This is a genomic window from Parafrankia sp. EAN1pec (assembly GCF_000018005.1).
Lineage (GTDB): Bacteria > Actinomycetota > Actinomycetes > Frankiales > Frankiaceae > Parafrankia > Parafrankia soli.
Window position 1 is genome coordinate 8962179 of sequence record NC_009921.1, and the last position, 19864, is coordinate 8982042.

Consider the following 19864-nt stretch of genomic DNA (forward strand, 5'->3'; position numbering starts at 1 on the left):
CGGTGGTGACGGACGAACACGGTGCCCACGCCCCTGATCCGGGCTGGCGCCCCGGCGACCGTGGCCCGCGTACCCGGGCCGGCACAGCCGCCCAGCGCATGACCGACGGTCGCACCACCGGCGGGCATCCCGACGTGGAGGCGCTTGACGCCTACCTCGACGCCCGGCCGGACCCTTCGGATCAGGGGTTCCCCCTCGAGCCCGCGGCCGCCCGGGTCGAGCGCCACGTCCACTCGTGTGCCACCTGCCAGGAGGCGCTCACGGCGCTGCGCCGGGTGCGTGCCGACCTCGCCCGCCTCGCGAGCATGACGATGCCGGCCGACGTCGCCGAGCGCATCCAGGCCGCGCTGGCCGCCAGGTCGGCCACGGACACCCGGGCACGGGAGAGCACCCGGTCGGGGCGCGGTCCCCGCGCGGGAGCTGTCGGCGGCCCGCCGCGGCCACGCCGCCGCCTCGGGCGGGTCGGCTCGCTTCCAGCCTCGGGCCTCGTCGCCCCTGGCGAGTTCGAGCGGAAGAGCACTCCGGGCAACGCAGGCCGAGGCACCGCTGACACAGGTCCCGACGCGGCCGACCACGGCTCAGGCATCGCCGAACAGGGGACCGCCGGGCCAGGCATCGGCGAACCAACCATCTCGGCACCAGACACCAGGACTCCAGACACCAGGACTCCGGGCACCAGGGCGCCAGACACGACGGCGCCGGGCATCGCCGAGCAGGACATCGCCCAGCAGGACATCGCCCAGCAGGACATCGCCGAGCCGGACATCGCGGCACACGGCACCACACGGGGGAACACGGAGCCGGGCAGGCCGCCGATCTCCGGGGTGCCGCGGCCCCCGCGGCACGGCGGCGGGCGGCGGCGCGGCGGGCTCGCCGGTGCCGGCGGCCGGGTCGCCCGCGACTGGGTCTCGATCGCGGCGACCTGCGTCGCGCTGGTGGCGTTCGGCGCGGCTGTGCTGACCCTGCGCGGGCTGACCGCGGGCGGCGGGGATGCGAGCTCCACCGCGGCCAGCGACGCGGCCACCGCGCTGTCAGGGGCCTCCCAGACGGCCGGTCCGGAAGCCGCCCGGGCCCCCGGACCGACCGCCGCCGCGGCCGTCCCCAATGCCAGTGGGACGCCCGAGGAGCCGTCCGCGGCCTTCACGATGGTCGCCGACTCGGGAGAGGCGGTCCGGGCCGGCGACATCGTCGTGCACGGCCGGAGCCTGCTCACCGGGCGGATCCCGACGACCATGCTCACCTGGTCCGTCCTGCCTGCGCTTTCTGGTGCGACGTCCGTGCCGCCCGCCGCGGGCGAGGAACAGGCCACCGATGACGGCGCGTCCACCACGGTGCCGGGAACGGATCCGTCGGCCGCGTCCGCCACGACGCCGGAGACGCTCGCCCGCGTGATCGACACCCCACAGCTGCGGATGTGCTACGACAGCCTCACCGCCCAGACGGGCGGATCGGTACTGGCCCTCGACCGGGTGAGCTTCGACGGCCAACGGGCGCTGCTGGTGGTGCTCTCGGTCGCCGGCCAGCCCGCCGCCGCGCGGGTCGTCGTGATCGACGCACGCTGCGGCGTGGTACCGATGCCGGGCGCGGTGTTGTACACCGTGAACACGACCCGCGCGCTGTAGGCGGTGGTCGGCCACAGGACGGCACACACGTACGGACGGGCACACCCCCTTGCCACGGTGACCCAGCGGTGGAATCAGCCGCGGTCCGCGACGGTTATGGGGGCAGACATCACGTCGGCGGGGCCAACGATCGACAGAATCGGCGAAGCCTCGTACGACAGTCGTGAAGGGAGTGGGTGTGACAGCCCAGGGCAAGGACCAGGCCGGTCAGGCCGCCGGAGCGGAGCGTTCCGGCGAGCGCGTCCTGGACGTCGTCATCATCGGGTCGGGGCCGGCCGGCTACACCGCGGCGATCTACACCGCCCGGGCGAACCTGAAGCCGGTCGTCTTCGAGGGCGCGGTATCCGCGGGCGGCGCGCTGATGACCACGACCGAGGTGGAGAACTTCCCGGGCTTCCCCGAGGGCATCCAGGGGCCGGAGCTCATGGAGAACCTGCGCGCCCAGGCGGAGCGGTTCGGCGCCGAGCTCATCGCGGACGACGTCACCGAAGTCGACCTGGCCGCGGATCCGAAGGTGGTCAAGGTGGGCGACGAGACCTACCTGGCCCGCTCGGTCATCGTCGCGACCGGCTCGGCCTACAAGAAGCTCGGCGTCGAGCACGAGGACCGGCTGCTCGGCCGGGGCGTGTCGGCCTGCGCGACCTGTGACGGCTTCTTCTTCCGGGACCAGGACATCGCGGTCGTCGGCGGCGGCGACTCGGCGCTGGAGGAGGCGACCTTCCTCACCCGGTTCGCGAAGTCGGTGACGATCGTGCACCGGCGCGACAGGCTGCGCGCCAGCGCGATCATGCAGGAGCGGGCGTTCGCCAACCCGAAGGTCCGGTTCCGGTGGAACGCCGTGGTCGAGGAGGTCCTCGGCGAGGACAAGGTCACCGGCGTCCGGCTGCGTGACACGGTCACCGACAAGACGGACGAGCTGGCGATCACCGGCCTGTTCGTGGCGATCGGCCACCTCCCCCGCACGGATCTGATCCACGACCAGCTCGAGCTGGACGGCGAGGGCTACATCAAGGTGACGCACCCGACCACCCAGACCAACATCGCGGGTGTGTTCGCCTGCGGTGACGTCGTCGACCACACCTACCGCCAGGCGATCACCGCGGCCGGCACCGGGTGCTCCGCCGCCCTCGACGCCGAGCGCTACATCGCCGGCCTGGAGGGCGCCGCTGACAGCGCCGCCGAGGCGCCCCGGGTACCGGCACCGGAGCTCGCCGCGACGACCTGACGCGGACCAACCTGTGCTGTGGCGGGAGCCCCGCCACAGCACAGCCGTCAGCCACCAGTCCAAAGACACAAGAGCGCAAACCCTGAGGAGAACGCCATGGCAGGCTCCACCCCCGCGGTGACGGACGGCACGTTCGCCGCCGAGGTGCTCAAGAGCGACAAGCCCGTACTCGTCGACTTCTGGGCCGAGTGGTGCGGCCCGTGCAAGATGGTCGCGCCGGTACTGGAGGAGATCGCCAAGGAGCACGGCGAGAAGCTCCGGATCGTCAAGCTCAACATCGACGAGAACCCGGAGGTCGCGCGGCAGTACCAGATCATGTCGATCCCGACGATGGCCGTCTTCGTCAACGGCGAGATCGACAAGAGCATCGTCGGCGCCAAGCCGAAGGCCGCGCTGCTGCGCGACCTGTCGTCCTACATCTGATCCAGACCGCGCCCGGCCCCGCCCGGGCCGGGCCAGCGCACTCCGCCGGCCATGGTCGACCTCGACGGCCCGCTCCGATCTCGGAGCGGGCCGTCTTCGTCTCCGCCGTCTCCGCCGTTTCAGCCGTCTCTGCCGTTTCAGCCGTCACCGCGGAGTCGGCACCGGTCTGCACCGCGCAGGGTCCGACTGTTCGGAACTTTCGGTAGCCAGGAGCACACGTCTGGTGGACGTTTCCGGACCGTCGGCCGCTAGTGGCCCTGAGCGGGCCGTAGACATGATCGAATGAGCGGCGCATGGCGGCCCCTGCACCACGCACGTCACCTTTGGTCACATCGGGTAGTCATCGACCGTTTCCCGGGATGCCCACCTCCAGGCGGGGTTCACGCCGAAGTGAGTCGGCCCAGCGGCGCCTGGAGTGACTCAGGCAATTCACTTCGGCGGCCACCCCACCGAGCCCGGACTCCGACCTCAGGTCCGGACCGGGCCCGACCGGAACACGGGGCACCGAGGCAGAAAGCCGGACGAGGGGGATCGCCGTCCTCACTGCCCGGGACCGATGGCCTAATCTGATGACCGGGATTCGGCGGCGGAACCGCCCGACGCAGGTCGACGGCTCGATGAACGCGGACTCGAAAGGTACTCATTCGTGAAGCTGCTGCGTCTTGGTGACCGTGACCCCTCTGTGGCGGAGGCCCGGGCAGCTTTCATCCACCTGGGTTTTCTTCCCGTCGCACCCCGCCAGACCGATGCGGCCGACGGCCCCGGTCCGGGTGCCCTCGAGACCTCCACCGCGACGGGAACGGGTCCGTCGCCGGCCGGCGACGCCGGGAACGGCGGCCCGGTCGACGCCACCGACCAGTTCGACAACGAGCTGGACAACGCCGTCCGGGCGTTCCAGCAGAGCCGCGGGCTGTCGGTCGACGGCATCATCGGACCCGACACCTTCCGGGCCATCGAGGAGGCTCGCCGCCGCCTCGGCGACCGGCTCCTCCACTACAGCGTCACTCACCCGTTCGTCGGCGACGACGTCGCCGCCCTGCAGGAGCGGCTGTCGAACATGGGCTTCGACGTCGGCCGCGCGGACGGCATCTTCGGAGCACGGACGGACTCGGCCGTGCGGGACTTCCAGCGCAACCGGGGCCTCGACCCTGACGGCCTCTGCGGGCCGCGGACCCTGCGCGAGCTCAAGCGCCTCGAGCGCACGGTCACCGGCGGCCGCCCGGACGTCCTGCGCGAGTCCATGCGCCTGCTGGCCCGGGGGCCGTCGCTGCTCGGCATGGTCGTCGCCATCGACCCCGGGCACGGCGGCGACGACCTTGGCGTGTCCAGTGGTGGGCTGTGCGAGCGTGACCTGATGGCCGACCTGGCCTCGCGGCTGGAGGCCCGGCTGCTCGCGTCCGGCCTGGAGGCCTACCCGGTGCACGGGCCACACGAGTCGCCGCCCGAGGCGGAACGCGCGGCGCGGGCGAACGAGATCGGCGCCGACCTGCTGGTCTCGCTGCACGTGGACGCGAGCGGCTCCGCGCAGGCCCAGGGCGTCTCGACGTACTACTACGGCCACGCGCGAGGCTCGTCGGCGGTCGGTGAGCGCTTCGCCGCCCTGGTGCAGCGTGAGATCGTCTCGCGGACCGACATGGTGGACTGCCGTGCCCATCCCAAGACCTGGGAGCTGCTCCGCCGAACCAGAATGCCCGCCGTCCAGATCGACCTCGGCTACCTCAGCAACACTCACGACGCCGCCGCGCTGGCGTCGACCGAGTTCCGGGCCGCCGTCGCGGAGGGCCTGCTCGCCGCCACACAGCGCCTGTTCCTGCCGCCGGAGCAGGACCCGCCGACGGGGCAGCTGCGCGTCCCGCGCATCGCGGCGCGAGCCTGAGGCCTCGCCGCACCACGCCTGGCTGCTGCTGCCGCCGCCGGCCGTACCGGACGCTCCGCGGTCGCTCCCCCGTCCCGCACGCTTGTCGTGTTTCACTGCCGCGACCGGCTTTGTGGTGGACGTCCCGGGAACGTGTAATCCGTTGGCGAGGTTTCACGTGGAACAGGTCACGGCGTGCCCGTGGCCACATGCGCTGACGACCGTCCTAGGCTGTCCGAAGTAAGCGGAAGAATCGGCCGGGGACGGTCGTCCGGACCGCTGGGAGGGCTGGCTCGATGAGTCGTCGGATCGCGAACATCACTCTCGACAACATCGACGACCTGCCGCTCCCCTGTCGCAGGTGCGTCTTCTGGGAGCTCGACCCGGTGGCCCGCAGCCGGGCCGAGGAGGCCGGCGGCACGGACATCGAGAAGGAGGCCTGGGTCTCGTCGGCGCTTCTCGAATGGGGTAGCTGCGGAAAAGTCGTGTATATCGACAACGTCCCGGCCGGGTTCGTCATGTTCGCGCCGCCGGCGTACGTCCCGCGCTCCGTGGCGTTCCCGACCAGCCCCGTCAGCCCGGACGCGGTGCTGCTCATGACCGCGCAGATCGTCCAGGAGTTCACCGGTCAGGGCCTGGGCCGGGTGCTCATCCAGTCGGTGGCCAAGGAGATCACGCGGCGCGGCTACCGCGCCCTGGAGGCGTTCGGCGACCTGCGCGACTCCGGCACCCGCTGCGTGGTGCCCGCCGACTACCTGCTCGCGGTCGGGTTCAAGACGGTTCGCCCGCACCACCGCTGGCCCCGCCTGCGCCTCGAGGTGAAGAACGCCGTCAGCTGGCGGGAGGACGTCGAGGTCGCCCTGGAGCGCCTGCTCGGCTCGATGAATCCCGAAGGCGTCCTGCGCCAGGTGAACCCCGTCCCCGGCACCGTCTGAGCGGGACCGCACCGGGATGGGCACACACCCCGGACATGCCTCGGGGCGCACGTGGCAGACACGTGCGCCCCGAGGCCTGGTACCGAGGTCAGGAGACCTTCGAGTTCGGGGACATCACCTCGACGATCCGCTCCAGGTCCTCGATCGTCGCGAACTCCACGGTGATGCGGCCCTTGCTGCGGCCCATGTCCACCTTGACCCGGGTCTCCAACCGGTCCGACAGACGGTCGGCGATCCGGGTCAGCGCGGGCGCGGTCGTCCGCGGCCCACGTGGAGCCCGCTTGCGGGGCCCTTCCTCCCCGAGGGCCACGATCTCCTCCACCGCCCGCACGGACAGGCCCTCGGCGACGATGCGCGTCGCCAGCCTGTCCTGGGCGTCGGGGTCCTCCAGTGAGAGCAGTGCGCGGGCGTGCCCGGCGGACAGCACTCCGGCCGCCACCCGACGCTGCACTGCCGGCGGCAGCCCGAGCAGGCGAATCGTGTTCGTGACGTGCGAGCGCGACCGGCCCAGGCGCCCGGCCAGCTCCTCGTGGGTCGCCCCGAAGTCACGCAGCAGCTGCTCGTAGGCCGCGGCCTCCTCGAGCGGGTTGAGCTGCTGGCGGTGCAGGTTCTCCAGCAGGGCGTCGCGCAGCATGGCGTCGTCCGCGGTGTCCCGGACGATGGCGGGCACCCGCTCCAGCCCGGCGAGCTTCGACGCGCGCCAGCGCCGCTCGCCCATGACCAGCTCGTAGCGGCCGGGCAGGAGCTCCCGGACGACGATCGGCTGCAGTAGCCCCACCTCGCGCAGGCTCGCGGCGAGCTCCGCGATGGCGTCCTCGTCGAAGTGGGTGCGTGGCTGGCGCGGATTCGGGGTCACCGAGTCCACCGGGATCTCCCGGAAGACCGCGCCCGCGACCGGGACAGGAGCCGCTGCCGGAGCATGGTCCAGGCCGTTGCTCTGGTAGCCGTCCTGCGGCTCGGCGGCCGCCGGAATGAGCGCGCCGAGACCACGGCCCAGACCACCACGCCGCGCCGTCATCGACCGGCCCCGTTCAGGTTCGGATCGCCAGGACCCGCGGCACCGCCGTGCGGGCCGTGGCCGTTGGGCCGTCCGTACCCGTCCCGGGTGCTGGGTGCACCCGGGATCATCGGCCCGTCCGGAACGGCGAAGCCGTCCGGCGTGGACGCCCCGGCCGGAGCGGCGTGACCGCCCGGCGAGTCGTAGCCGTCGGCGGGCGTGCCGTACCGGTCGTCGTCTGCGCCGTAGCCGGACGGCGGGCCGTGCCGGTCAGGGCCGGCCTGGACGGCGCCCGTGCCGCGGCCGGTGGGCGGCGCGTGCCCTGCGGGGGAGTGGCCGTTCACCGGAGCCCCACCGGTCGGGATGGGGCCGATGGGAGCCCCATCGCGGGCGCTCCCGGCGGTGCCACGTGGAGCCGGGTCGACTCCGCGCTCGGCGAGCTCGCGAGCAGCGGCCAGGTAGGACAGCGACCCGCGGGAGGCGGGATCGTAGGTCAGGACGGACTGACCGTAGCTCGGCGCCTCGGCCAGCCGGACGTTGCGCGGGATCGTGGTACTCAGCACCCTGTCCCCGAAATGCTCCTTCACCTCGTGCACGACCTGATCGGCGAGCCGGGTGCGCGAGTCGTACATGGTCAGCAGGATGGTCGACAGCCGGAGCTCCTGATTGAGATGGGCCTGGACCAGCTCGACGTTACGCAGCAGCTGACCAAGGCCCTCCAGCGCGTAGTACTCACACTGGATCGGGATCAGGAGCTCCCGGGCCGCCACAAGCGCGTTGACCGTGAGCAGCCCCAGCGACGGCGGGCAGTCGATGAGGACGTAGTCGACCTCGTTCCGCATGCCGTCGATGGCCCGACGCAGGCGGGTCTCCCGCGCGACCATCGAGACCAGCTCGATCTCGGCACCCGCGAGGTCGATCGTCGCCGGTGCGCAGAACAGCCCGCTGGACTCGCTGGACCGCACGACGACCTCGTCGAGTGGGCGGTCACCTAGCAGTACCTCGTAGATCGAGGGAGTGCCGGACCGGTGGTCCACACCGAGCGCCGTGGAGGCGTTCCCCTGCGGGTCCAGGTCCACGACCAGTACACGGACTCCGTGCATGGCCAGTGCGGCGGCCAGGTTGACGGTGGTCGTCGTCTTGCCGACGCCACCCTTCTGGTTGGCGACGGTGATGACACGTCGCCGGCTGGGTCGAGGAAAGGGTCGTCGTCGTTCCATCGTCAGTGCTTCCACCGCTGCTGCCGCCGCCGCTCCGATCGGGGTCGAGGAGTCAAGGGGGTCCAGGCCCGGGAGGCCGGACGTGTCACCCGGACTCCCCCCGTGTGCCAGGCCACCTCGACCCGCCGACGCTGCTTCAGGTGCCCTCGCCGTCCGATATGGCATCGCTGTTTCACGTGGAACGGGACCTCCCACGTGCCGGTCGATCACGAGTGCCCTCCCGTGGTCGCCGTGGCTGTGTCGTCCATCTGGCCTGCCGGTCATCCGCGCCGCGCCGTCCCCTCCCGCCGTCCCCTTGGGTCGCCTGAGGTGACCGCGTCGCGCGCAGAACACGGGTGGGTTCGTCCACCAGGCCAGCCCCGCACGTCATGACGTTCACCTCGCGCCAACCCTGGGAATCGAGATCACTACGCACGGCCTGCAATTCCTCAAGGATTCGCGAACCGCGCAGTGCAAGCATGACACCGCCCGGACGGGTCATCGGCAGCAGTACCGCGCCAAGACGTCCCAAAGGGGCTACTGCGCGCGCCACCGTAACGTCGAATGTGCGATGCGGAGGCAGCTCGGCGACGTCCGGCGCTCGTCCCCGTACGACCTCCACCTGACCCGCCAGGCCGAGCTCGGCCACGGCTTCCGCGAGGAAACGGCAGCGCCTTTCCATCGGCTCGAGCAGGGTCACCCTCAGGTCGGGGCGGGCGAGCGCGAGCGGAATTCCGGGAAGGCCGGCGCCGCTGCCGACATCGACGACCTCGAGGGCGGCCTCGTCAGAACCGGGGGAGGCGGAACGGGTGGGGACGGCCTCGGCCAGAACCGCGCTGTTGAGAAGGTGGCGCTCCCAGAGCCGGCCGGTCTCCCGCGGGCCGATCAGCCCTCGCTCGACTCCTGCCGTCGAAAGCATCTCGACATACCGCACCGCGAGACCGAAACGATCACCGAAGACGGTCTGAGCGGCGTCGGGAACCACCTCGGCGGCGTCGGTCGGGCCTTCGGATGTCGTCGCCGGCGCAGCCGAGGAATCCGACGGCGGGGGCAGCGGATCTCCGGGGGAGGAGTCGGGGCGGAGCTCGCCCGCTGTCCCGTCGGGCGGTGTCACCGATTCACCTCAACCACCGGAGCACCCGGCAGGCTCAGCCGGCCAAGCTGAGCGGTCCGAGCTGTCGACCAGGTCACGAAGGCGCGACAGGCACGCGGATCCGGGCTCGGATGTGGCCCGCCCCGGGCTGAGAGCGGGCGGTCCGGACATCCCGGAATGGACGAGCGAGCGGCAGGCGGCCGTGACGGCTCGGGGCGAGACGGGGGGGTGCGACGCGAAAGCACCACACCAGCATCCCCGGTGGACCCGTGCTGGCGCGTCAGGTGATGCCTCTGATAGGTGCTGTGTCGGGAATTCAGCGCCAGAAACCCGACACCGCGGGCAGATGTTTCCCGTGAATCATCCATCGCTCGCGGCGGGACGAGCGGAGCAGGCGGAGTCGATCACCAACCCGGCGGGCAGATTCACTCGCATCCAACCAGCACTGACGCAAACTCCGACTACCGTCGCCGACCTGGCTCTGCGAGACGATCCCCTCTACGTAAAGTAATAGATCTTTCGATCATCGATCCGGTGGTCTGGCGCACAGGAGCGGGTTAGCCCGGATCTTCCGCCTGACTGTAGGACACCACGTCGACGCGGATCCGGTCAGTTCTCCGTACCCCGGGCGGTCGGCTGATCGGACAGTGACCAGGTCAGAGTCGCTCCTGCGCTGAGATCGCGAAACCGGATCCAGGGTCCGGGGAGCGACTCGCCGTCACGTCTCAGCCCGACCGGTATGCGACCATCCCCCCCGCCGACCTGCTGGTTCACCAACCGAAGCTGTCCGTGAGGAAGGGTGATCTCGACCGATGAGGCGACCGGCGGAGTGACGATGAGCAGGTCTGTTCCCGGTTGGACGGGGCCCAGTCCAAGCCAGGCGAGCACGTACCAGGCGGACAGGCCCCCAGTGTCGTCATTCCCGGGCAGACCGTCGGGAGTATCCCGGAACAAAGTCCGGCGCGTCCGGTCGAGAGCGTCGATCGTCAGATCGACGGCGCCGAACGATCCTCCGAGCCAGGGTACGAGGAGGCTGGGCTGGTTTCCCATCTCCGCATGTGCCCCGATCGGGCCGTCGTCGAGCCGGGCGAGGAAGTCGGCGAGCCGGTCAACCGCGACGCGCCGTCCGCCCATCGCCTCGGCGAGGCCATCGGGATCCTGCGGAACCAGCCATGAGTACTGGGCCGCGGTGCCTTCGGTGTAGCCGGGGAGGGTCGTCGGCTCCACTGGTAGAAAGCCACCGTCCGTGCTGCGCGGGGCGGGCAGCTTACTGACCGGATCCCATACCGACCGCCAGCGCGTCGACCGTTCAGTGAAGGTAGCCGCGATTTCGGGCCGGTTCGCGGCAAGCGCCAGTTGCGCTGTCGCGAAGTCCGCGAGGGCGTACTCGAGAGTGATGGACACAGCATCCGCGGGGCCGGTGGGGCCGACCGGGACGAAGCCGAGTCGGTCGTACTCGGCCGCGAACGGGCGGCGGGCCGCGCTGGCCAGCGCGGCGGCCAAAGCCTGTGCTGGGTCAAGGGGCAACCCGAGAGCCACCGCCTCGGCAAGCAGGACCGTGCCGCCGTCGCCAGGCATGACGTCGGGCCGACTGGTCGCGAGAGTCCATCCTGGCACCGACCCGGTCTGCATGGTGCCGGCTATCAACGACCATGCGGTGTCGGTAGCGACGTCCGGAGCCAGCATCCCCAGTAATGGGAACGAGCTGCGGTAGGCGTCCCAGCCCGCGATCCCGCTGCGTGCGGTCCATCCCTGGGCGGCGGCGGTGGATCCGTCCCAGCCACGGTAGGTGCCGTCGGCATCGCTGACGGCACCGGGGCCCAGCATCGCGTGATAGAGCGCTGTGTACAGGGTGCGTAACTCGGACCGTGGCGCGGAGGCGACACACACGGTCGACAGCCTCCGGTTCCATTCGGCACGGGTGGCGCTCGCGACCGCCTCGACACTGCTGGGGTACTCGGCCTCGAGATTGGCGCGCGCCCCCTCGACGCTGGTATACGACACAGCAGCACGGAGCATGACCGCTCCGTCTGCTGCCGGTGGCATTCTCAGCCAGGCTCCGACCGATGCGGAACGCGACGTCGCGGTGGGTCCTCCCTCGTCGGCCGCGTCCGGGCTCAGTGACCATCGCCCCGCCGACCAGGTGCCCACAGCCGCCGGCGGCCGATCAGGTCTCGCGACGAAGTAAAGCGTGCTGACGGCTGGTTGCCGGCAGAAGACCCGGCTGGTCACCGAGCCTGAAACCTCCCCGGTGGCGGAGTCCACATGCAGGTCCGCCCGGCCGGCGCCGTCGGCACGGCGTCCCACGTCGAGGACCAGGGATCCCGCCACGCCTGCCGGAAACGAGAAGCGACCAATCGCCGCACGGGCTCCGGCGGCGAGATCCGCACCTATCCGATCACCCGTCGGCGAGGTGACCTGAACGCTGTAGCGACCGGGTGTGGCCGACTCGTCGCCATGAGAGAATCCGGCGCCCCACAACGATGGCTCGTCCACGGCGCCGGTGGGTGGATAGAAGGGATAGGAGCCGGTAGACGGCATGATCGAAATATCCTGGGCCGCAGGACACGACGTGCCATGTAAGTGGGTCAGGCTGAATCCGTCTATTACCGAGTCGGTGTACCGGTACCCGCCCGACCCCGCAGCCGCCCGTCCGTTGGTGTCCGGGCTCCACTGGACCATCCCGAACGGCGCCGCGGCTCCTGGAAAAGCACCCGCGACCCCATCGCCGGGTATGACATCATGACGCTGCTGCGCAGTGCCGATAAACGGGTCGACAAACTTGGCCAGGTCGTCGCCTGCGGAGACAGCGTCCGCGGTCTGAGTCGCGAGGTCTGATGCCCGTGTAGTTCTGCCGTGTGCACCCGGCCGCATTTCGATGAGTAGACCCGCGACTGCGGCCATTGCGACCAGCAGAGACAGCACAACCGATGCGACCGCGCGGGCACGCCAACCTCCGACAGACACGCACAATCCCTTTCCGACGGTCATCGACGCGGCCGGTCAGGTAAAAAATACGGCGAGTCTCAGGCCATCTCCGTCCGCCAGGGCAGCACTGTTCCATTTCGAGGATATCGGATAGACCGCCGCACGACTGGCAAAGGCAGGACATACCCCTTGCGACGCGAGGAGTTGCCCGGCATCACCGGCTCTCGCGTTGCCCACGCCCGTCGCTGAGCATCGTGAACCGGATCGCGCGCCTGAGGACATTACCCATGCTCAGCAGCACCGCCACAGGTCCCCCGGGCCCATCCAACGTCCACAGCGGATGGAACCTGAACGCCTTCTTCGGGCCCGGTCGGCCTTCTCCTCGTTCGAGTACGTCGTCAGCAACATGCCTTCCGGATCACTGATCAGTGGCTCCTCGGACCACTCGCCTGGTCGGGCCAGATCTCGTCGTACCAGAACAGTTGGCCAAGGTCTGCGGAGCCCAACATGTCCGGCCAGCGCGAGCGACGAATCCGGACGGCCACAGCCGTCAGCGGGCCCGCGGCGGGAACCCGGCGGGGGCATCAGGTCCGCGGGGGAGGCGTTGGGGATTGGCCCGCCCTCCGGTCGGACGGAGTCACCGATCCAGGCATAGCGGTGCCCGGTCGACTCAGTTGGCCACGCCGACCGGGCCGAGGCGTGTCGAGTAATGCGTCGGACAGGCGTTGTGCCGGAAATTCAGTGCCAGGAACTAAGCGGCTCGGGCCGACGTTTCCCGTAAATCATCCGCGGCTCGCGGCTGAAGTCCTCGGGCAGTCGGAGTAGACCGTGACCGAACCGGTCAGCCGGAATCGCCAGCTCTCACCGGGGCACCAGCCTTCATCCCGCAACGCCGCCAGCCCCGGAGCCATCGCGCCCGCATCGATATCGAAGACGAAGACGACGAGGCGTCCGGGTCGGCGAGGCCTCTCCAGCTGCACAGCAAGTGGCACCAGCCGGCCCACGGAATCACGGAGGCCGGGATCGACGAAAACGGTCTCCGCACGGACCACCCGGGGCGACTCGGTCCTGGAGGTGGTTCCGGCGCCGGTCCCGGCCGCGGCGCCCACGGCGGTTCCGGGGGCACGCTCCACGCGGGGCCGGGGGAGACCTTCGGGCGCCCGGGGGGCGTCCGCGCTGACCTCCATCGCGTAGATCCAGCCCGGGCGGGCGAGCCGACCGCCGACCACGACAAGATCCCCGGGACGAACCAGCCGCCGGGTGGCCACCGCCGCGTCCACCATGAGGTCGAGGCCGCGCATCCGATCCCGCCGCTCCCAGACAAGCCTGTCACCGGACACAGCACCCGACAGCGCCACGCCCGCCGCGAGGACCACGAGCAGGATCACCGCCACCGCACCGCCCGCATCGACCACGCACCGGGCGGCCGGGGCACGCCCGACATCCAGGACATGCGGGACGAGCGGATCGGCGGGACTATCCGGGTGATCCGGAACGGCCGTCACGTCGGCGGCGTCGGTGACCTCCGGGTCTCGCGACGTACGGGGGGCCGGCACAGCACCCGAGTCGGAGGCGGGCACGACGCCCAAGCCGGAGACCGGCAGGACATCCGAGCAGAAGGGCGGTACGGCACCCGTACCGCGGACGGCGTGCCAGGCCCGACCCGCCCGGCGGGCGGCGAGGCGGATGACGCGATCCCCACCGACCACGACGACCAGGATGAACATCGGCACGACGAACTGGTTCGTCCTCGTCGGCCCGAACGGCCAGAATCGGGCGGCGCTCGCGCCCAGCATGAGCAGCTCCGCCCCGGCGAGAGCGCCGAGCACGCGGCGGCCGTCCGACCGGCGGGCGAGCGCGGCGGCGCCGGTCGCCCCGAGCAGGACGATCGCGGGGGCCAGCAGCCCCGGCAGGTACCCCGGAAGATCGACAAATCCGGGCACCAGACTGGGATCGAACTGGTCGATCCCAGGCGGTGAGCCGGTGCCGAACCGCCACAGCTGTTCGGCGACGAAACTCACGGCCTGCCAGGGGTCCCGCCCGGCCAGGAACTGCGTGTCCCAGTAGCCCCCGGCGCGCTGCGCGGACTGGTGGCCGATGAAGAGAAGCGTGTGCGCGGCGACGAGCACCACACTCGGCAGCGTCTCGGCGATCCTCCGCCGCCGGTCCGGGCCGGGCAGGACGTCCATCACCGCGAGCGGAATGACGAGAAAAATCGCCGGGACGGAGAACAGGGAGATCACGCCAGCTGCCGTCCGGCGGACGAGACGACCACGGTCAACCGAGCCGAGACGAACGGGCGGACGGGCGTCCCCGCCGCTGTGGACACCGCCGGTTCCGGAGTCGGCTCCGCCTGCTTCAGAGCCGGCTCCGGCTCCGATTCCGGAACCGGGCGCCGGGCCAATCCACAGCAGGACGACGGCGACCGCGGCAAGGGTTTCGATCGTGTACGGCTTGAGTTGGGTGGCGAGGTCGAGGAAGGTCGCGTTCAGGCAGAGCCAACACACCGCGAACAGGGCGGCCACGGATCCGGAGAACCGCCGGGTGAGAACAGCCGTCAGCGCGCCGAGCGCCGGCAGCGCGGCGAAGCCCGGCAGCCGCAACGCCCAGCTGTGCCAGCCGAACAGATCCCCGGAGAGCCGGGTGACGCTCAGCCATCCCAGTGCCGACGGCGTGTTCGCCGCGGCCAGCTCAGACCACAGGGTGCCCACCGGCTCACTGACGAAATGCCCGCGCCAGATCTCGTCGTACCAGAACGGTCGGTCGAGGTAGGCGCGTAGCAGCACCACGAGAGCGATGAGCGCGAGCGCGACGAATCCCGGCAGCCACAGCCGCGACCAGGCCCACCGCCGCGGCCGAGCCCTCCGGGCCCACCGCCGCGACTGAGCCCGGAGTCGCAGCCAGCCCCATGGCCGGGCCCGGGGAGGGAGGTCAGCGGACGCGGAATCCCGTTCCAGCAGCGCGGGCCCGCTCGCCGCGGACGGGTGTTCGCCGATACCGCCGAGGTCAGCCGGCCCACCGAGCCCACCGAGCTCGGCGGCGATGGTCACGGGCGTCTCGGGGATGGTCACGGGCGTCGTGGTCGGTTCCGGTGGCGGCCCGCCCACTCTCGGCAGCACCACTGACGCCCTCGTTCCCCTCGCCGTGCGTCCGACGTCCAGAGCAGCGGGCGCCCACGGCATCACGGCCGCGCACGGTGTCAGAACCGTGCGCGAGCGTCAGATCCGCGGTCGGTTCCCTGCCCCGGACAAGCTCCGGCGACGGTACACGGCCGTCAGTCAGGCAGAACGACGACCCGGCGGGTGGGCTCCTCGCCCTCGGACTCGCTGCGCACGCCGTCGATCGTGGCGATCACGTCGTGCACGACCTTGCGCTCGAAGGGTGTCATCGCGGCCAGCTTCTGGGGCTCGCCGGTGTCGACGACCCGCTCCGCGGCGTTGGTCGCGACCTTCCGCAGCTCGATGCGGCGACGGGCGCGGTGACCGCCCACGTCGAGCATGAGCCGGCTGCGGACGCCCGTCTTCTGCAGCACGGCGAGCCGGGTCAGCTCCTGCAGCGCCTCGAGGGTCTCACCGCCGGGCCCGATCAGCTTGTCCAGCCCGTCCCCGACCACGGCGACGACGGCACGCCCGCCCTCGACGTCGAGATCGAGGTCGCCGTCCATGTCGACGATGTCGAGCAGGCCCTCGATGTAGTCGGCCGCGATCTCGCCTTCCTGCTCGAGGTCGGCGAGCCGGCGCTCGTCGGAGCCGTTCGAGCCGTTCGAGCTCGTGGTGTCCTCGACCGCGGTCGTGTCGGCCCCGGCCGTCGGGCCGTCCTCGTTGGCCTCGGGTCCTTCCACGGCCAGGTCAGGTGCCGAACCGGTCATCAGCGTTACTCCAGGGGAAAGGGGGCGGCGATGCCGAGCGTACGGGACGTCCGGGCGCCGCGGGGTCAGCGCGACGGTTACGGGGGGCAACCACCCGGGACGAACCGGGGCGTCCGGGCCGGACGGGCCGGACGGGCCGTCCAGCCCGGACGATGCCTGTGGTCGGGACCGGGACCGGGACCGATGCCGGGCCAGGCCTCCGGGCGGCGACCGGGCGCTTGGCCGCGCGCGGCAACCGCCAGCTCATCAGCGACGCCCGCCCGGTCGCTTGCCCTTCCCCCGGCGCTTGGCCGGCCGCGACCCACCGGGGGCGCGGCGCATCCCCGCGGGAACCGGCGGCGGAGTGGATCGGGGGGCGCCCTCCGACTCCGCGACACCGTTCGACCGGGACGTGCCCGCTGCCGCCGTCGCCGAACCGGGGGTGGTTTCCCGGCCGGAGTCCGCGATCTCGCTCGTGGCGGCCGCCTTCCCCGCGCCGCCGGCGGCCTCGGCCGTCGTGGCCTTGGGTGTCGTGGCCTTGGGCGTGGCCTTCGATCCGACTGCCTTGGCCGGGGTCTTCGGCTTGCTGGCGGACGAGCCCGAGCGGGAGCGGGTTCCGGGCGGGGCGCTCGACACGCGCTCACCGGAGCCGGCAGAGACCCCCGAACCGGAGTCTCGCCCGTTCTCACCCGCCGCCTGGCCGCCAGCGCCGGAATCCGCGCCCTTCGTCAGGGACGTCGTGGCGGGACGGGGACGGCTCTTCGACTTCGCGCCCGCGCGGGCACCCGGGGCAGGCCGGGAGACGACGGCGTTGTCAGTCGGCGCCGTCCGGGCGCCGGGCACCTTGCCGCCCGCACCGAGCGGCTTGAGCGGCGGCATCTTCTTGATGACGAAGAACTGCTGCCCCATGCTCCACAGGTTCGTGGTCAGCCAGTACAGCAGCACGGCGATCGGGAACCGGAATCCGAAGATCGCCAGCATGAGCGGCGAGCCGTACAGCAGGATCTTCTGGACCATCGCCTGCTGCGGATCGACCGGCCCCGTCCGCGCCATGATCTGGCGCTGGGTGAAGAACGTCGTCGCACCCATCAGGACGATCAGCACAACCGCGAGGATCTTGGCGTGCGTCCCGTTGGCCCCCAGGAAGTCCAGGGACTCCTGGGACGAACCGAACGAGTTCGACAGCGAGATGCCCCACAGCTTCGCGCTGGCGATCTGCTCCACCTGGTCGGCGGACAGGCCGACCCGCGGGCGCCACACCAGCGAGCCGCCGGGGCCCTCGTTCATCGGGGCGAGGTGGGTGAAGACGTGGAACAGCGAGATGAACAGCGGGATCTGCAGGAGGATCGGCAGACAGCCGAGCAGCGGATTACCATGCTCCTTCTGGAGCTTCATGATCTCCAGCTGCATCTGCTGCTTGTCGTGCCCGTACTTCTCCTTGATCTCCTTGATCCGGGGCTGCATCATCTGCATGGTCCGCTGGGACTTCACCTGCTTGACGAACAGCGGGAAGATCAGGATCCGGACGCAGATGACGAGCAGAACGACCGAGAACGCCCACGCGAAAAAGCTGTCCGCGCCGAAGATCGGCCCGAATCCCTTGTGGAAGAAGACGATCGCGTTCGCCGCGAGATGATAAAGCGGATCCAACACCAGACTGTCTCCTCACACCCGCGTTCCGCGACGGGAACCGACGATCTCGGAACGCGTCCCCCGGTGGAGGGACGCAGTGCCATGCCCGTGCCTCGTGCCGGCGTCGACGGCGCCCACCGGACCCGAGGCCGTCCGGCACCGACCGGTGCCGGGATCGACGGACCCTCCGGGCGCCTCACCGGGCACCGGGTCGTAACCACCCGCGGAAAGCGGCTGGCAGCGCAACAACCGGCGGATGGCCAGCAGACCACCGATGACGCCGCCGTGGCGGGTCACCGCCGTCAGCGCGTAGGCGCTACAGGACGGCTCGAAGCGGCAACAGCCCGCGTTCCGCCCCGACCAGCCGGCCCGGTAGACCCGGACCGCCGCGGCGAGGGTCCACGCCAGCGGGCCGCGCACCGCGCCGTTGGACGTCCTGGCCAGCGTGGCGAACCTGACGGACGTCGCGATCGCGACGAGAACAAGGTCGACGAACGCCAAGACGGCGACCGCGATGCCCACGCCGGCGACCGCGCTCATCCCGACCGCGCCGATCGCTGGGGGCGCGGGGAGCGGACGGTACGAAAGGCGGAGTCGAGTGAACGGCCGAGATCGGCCGACGACGAACCCGCCGCATCGGGTAACGCCCTGATCAGGACAGCGGTTCCCGGTGGCAGCGAGGACAGCCGTGAGCGCGTCTGCTCGCGCAGCCGCCTGCGGACGCGGTTACGCACCACCGCGTTACCCACCCGGCGGCCGACGACGAACCCGGCTCGAGGCGGGCCGTCCACATCGGTTTGCACACTGTGGACAACGATTGACCCTGCCCGAACGCGCCGGCCGGAGCGCCCGACAAGGGCGTGTTCCTGCCTGGTACGAACTCGGGAGCCCCGGGGGAGCATGACTGACGGCGGCGGGCGCGCTCACTCCGCCGTCAGGCGGAGAGCTGGCTGCGGCCCTTACTGCGACGGGCGGACAGGATGGAGCGGCCCGCGCGGGTCCGCATCCGGAGCCGGAACCCGTGGGTGCGGGCCCGCCGGCGGTTGTTCGGCTGGAAGGTGCGCTTACTCACGTGAGAACTCCGGAGACACAGGCGGGCGGGATACCGGCTGGACGCCGGTCGTGGCTGGAACCTCGGTGACGGGACCAGAACCCGGGCAGCCGACCGCCAGGAGCCCTCAGTCGAGGAGACCTGTCGCCAGAGCCCACGTCCGTGAGGTCAGGCCCGCGAGATCAGACCCAGCGCAAAGCCAGGCCCACGAGCCGACCGCCGCCGTGGTTCGCCCTAGCCTACACACGATGCCACCAACGCCGGCTCCGTCCGGACCACAGGCCACGACAAGGTTGCCGGACGGACACCGTGGGGGCACCCTGGATCGGGTGCCCCGGGGGGCTGTTAACGTCTGGCTTTCTGTCCACAACCCGGTTTGTGAACCGCCTGCCACTCCTCCGACCACGCGGACTTCATGGGCGGACGCTGGCGGACTCCACAGGCGGGGGATCATGCGGGTGGGGGCACCATCACCGACCGGTCTCGCCGGCGCACCCCCTAGAGTGGTCCGCCCAGTGGTCCGCGCGACTGTCGTCCACTTCGTGGGCCGGTCGCCGACGCCACGCCGGATGCGGTGTCATGTCCATGCACAGGTTGTGGACGACGATGTGGAGAACCGCCTTCGGAGGAGCAGCACGCCGCCCGCGCGCCCGGCGGGTCCGGTGCCCTCGCGCCGGGGGTCCACGTCCATCGACCGCGGCGACACGGAACAATCCTCGGCTACACAACAGTCGCGCATCCTGTCACCATCACCCTCTTAACCACCAGGAACCTCTCGACCACCAGCACACGAACCGGACACGAACCAGACTTGAACCACCGGCGGCACCCGTCCCCGATGAGCCCGCCCGACAGCGTCGTCGGCCGAGGGCCGCGTCCACCCGAGCGGCCAGGTCCCGCCGGCACAACGGCGTCGCCGGCACGGCACTGTCGTCGGCACAGCACCACCGCCTGGTCGGCACAGCACCACCGGCCGGGACCGCACCACCGCCGGTCGGCAGTGTCGCCGGCCCGACACAGCTGACGCCCACCGACGCAAAGTGACCACAGTGCCAGC

The 19864-nt window shown here is 71.1% G+C and carries 14 protein-coding genes and 1 pseudogene; 5 read left to right on the forward strand and 10 right to left on the reverse strand.

Annotated elements, in window-relative coordinates; all coding sequences use genetic code 11:
- The first annotated feature begins 2 nt into the window (after window positions 1–2).
- The 5 genes from FRANEAN1_RS36610 to FRANEAN1_RS36630 all read left to right on the forward strand — a co-directional run bounded on the left by FRANEAN1_RS36610 (window position 3) and on the right by FRANEAN1_RS36630 (window position 6060).
- Window positions 3–1622, forward strand: a complete 1620-nt coding sequence (locus tag FRANEAN1_RS36610) for a hypothetical protein (RefSeq protein WP_020464700.1) — start codon at window positions 3–5, stop codon at window positions 1620–1622.
- A gap of 178 nt (window positions 1623–1800) precedes the next feature.
- Window positions 1801–2847: a thioredoxin-disulfide reductase gene (gene trxB / locus FRANEAN1_RS36615; protein WP_020464701.1), complete on the forward strand. Its 1047-nt coding sequence runs from the start codon at window positions 1801–1803 to the stop codon at window positions 2845–2847.
- A 96-nt stretch (window positions 2848–2943) separates the two neighbouring features.
- Complete coding sequence (trxA, locus tag FRANEAN1_RS36620; protein ID WP_020464702.1) at window positions 2944–3270, forward strand: thioredoxin; 327 nt, start codon at window positions 2944–2946, stop codon at window positions 3268–3270.
- Window positions 3271–3916: 646 nt separating this feature from the next.
- Window positions 3917–5146, forward strand: coding sequence for an N-acetylmuramoyl-L-alanine amidase (locus tag FRANEAN1_RS36625; protein WP_020464703.1), 1230 nt, complete (start codon window positions 3917–3919; stop codon window positions 5144–5146).
- A gap of 275 nt (window positions 5147–5421) precedes the next feature.
- Window positions 5422–6060, forward strand: a complete 639-nt coding sequence (locus FRANEAN1_RS36630; protein ID WP_020464704.1) for a hypothetical protein — start codon at window positions 5422–5424, stop codon at window positions 6058–6060.
- Window positions 6061–6148: 88 nt separating this feature from the next.
- Here the strand turns inward: FRANEAN1_RS36630 and FRANEAN1_RS36635 are convergent, their stop codons facing one another.
- The 10 genes and pseudogenes from FRANEAN1_RS36635 to rpmH all read right to left on the reverse strand — a co-directional run bounded on the left by FRANEAN1_RS36635 (window position 6149) and on the right by rpmH (window position 18828).
- Window positions 6149–7078 (reverse strand): ParB/RepB/Spo0J family partition protein, encoded by a 930-nt coding sequence (locus FRANEAN1_RS36635; RefSeq protein WP_020464705.1) that lies wholly within the window; start codon window positions 7076–7078, stop codon window positions 6149–6151.
- 401 nt (window positions 7079–7479) lie between these two features.
- Window positions 7480–8343 (reverse strand): annotated as a pseudogene (locus FRANEAN1_RS36640) (ParA family protein); the annotation flags it as partial.
- Between the two features lie 106 nt (window positions 8344–8449).
- Window positions 8450–9370: a 16S rRNA (guanine(527)-N(7))-methyltransferase RsmG gene (rsmG, locus tag FRANEAN1_RS40240; RefSeq protein ID WP_020464707.1), complete on the reverse strand. Its 921-nt coding sequence runs from the start codon at window positions 9368–9370 to the stop codon at window positions 8450–8452.
- A gap of 588 nt (window positions 9371–9958) precedes the next feature.
- A complete protein-coding gene (locus tag FRANEAN1_RS36650; protein ID WP_083788450.1) occupies window positions 9959–12340 on the reverse strand; it encodes a GH92 family glycosyl hydrolase in 2382 nt (793 codons plus the stop codon).
- 719 nt (window positions 12341–13059) lie between these two features.
- The gene (locus FRANEAN1_RS36655; protein ID WP_020464709.1) at window positions 13060–15399 is read right to left on the reverse strand and encodes a hypothetical protein; all 2340 of its coding nucleotides are present in this window, start codon (window positions 15397–15399) and stop codon (window positions 13060–13062) included.
- Window positions 15400–15551: 152 nt separating this feature from the next.
- A complete protein-coding gene (locus FRANEAN1_RS36660; RefSeq protein ID WP_020464710.1) occupies window positions 15552–16145 on the reverse strand; it encodes a R3H domain-containing nucleic acid-binding protein in 594 nt (197 codons plus the stop codon).
- A 246-nt stretch (window positions 16146–16391) separates the two neighbouring features.
- Entirely contained in the window at window positions 16392–17777 is a 1386-nt protein-coding gene (gene yidC / locus FRANEAN1_RS36665; protein ID WP_020464711.1) for a membrane protein insertase YidC, read from the reverse strand.
- Window positions 17778–17789: 12 nt separating this feature from the next.
- A complete protein-coding gene (yidD, locus tag FRANEAN1_RS36670; RefSeq protein ID WP_020464712.1) occupies window positions 17790–18296 on the reverse strand; it encodes a membrane protein insertion efficiency factor YidD in 507 nt (168 codons plus the stop codon).
- Window positions 18293–18658, reverse strand: coding sequence for a ribonuclease P protein component (gene rnpA, locus FRANEAN1_RS40245; RefSeq protein ID WP_020464713.1), 366 nt, complete (start codon window positions 18656–18658; stop codon window positions 18293–18295). Before rnpA ends, yidD begins: the two co-directional genes overlap by 4 nt.
- 32 nt (window positions 18659–18690) lie before the next feature.
- The gene (rpmH, locus tag FRANEAN1_RS40250; protein WP_020464714.1) at window positions 18691–18828 is read right to left on the reverse strand and encodes a 50S ribosomal protein L34; all 138 of its coding nucleotides are present in this window, start codon (window positions 18826–18828) and stop codon (window positions 18691–18693) included.
- Between the last annotated feature and the right edge of the window lie 1036 nt (window positions 18829–19864).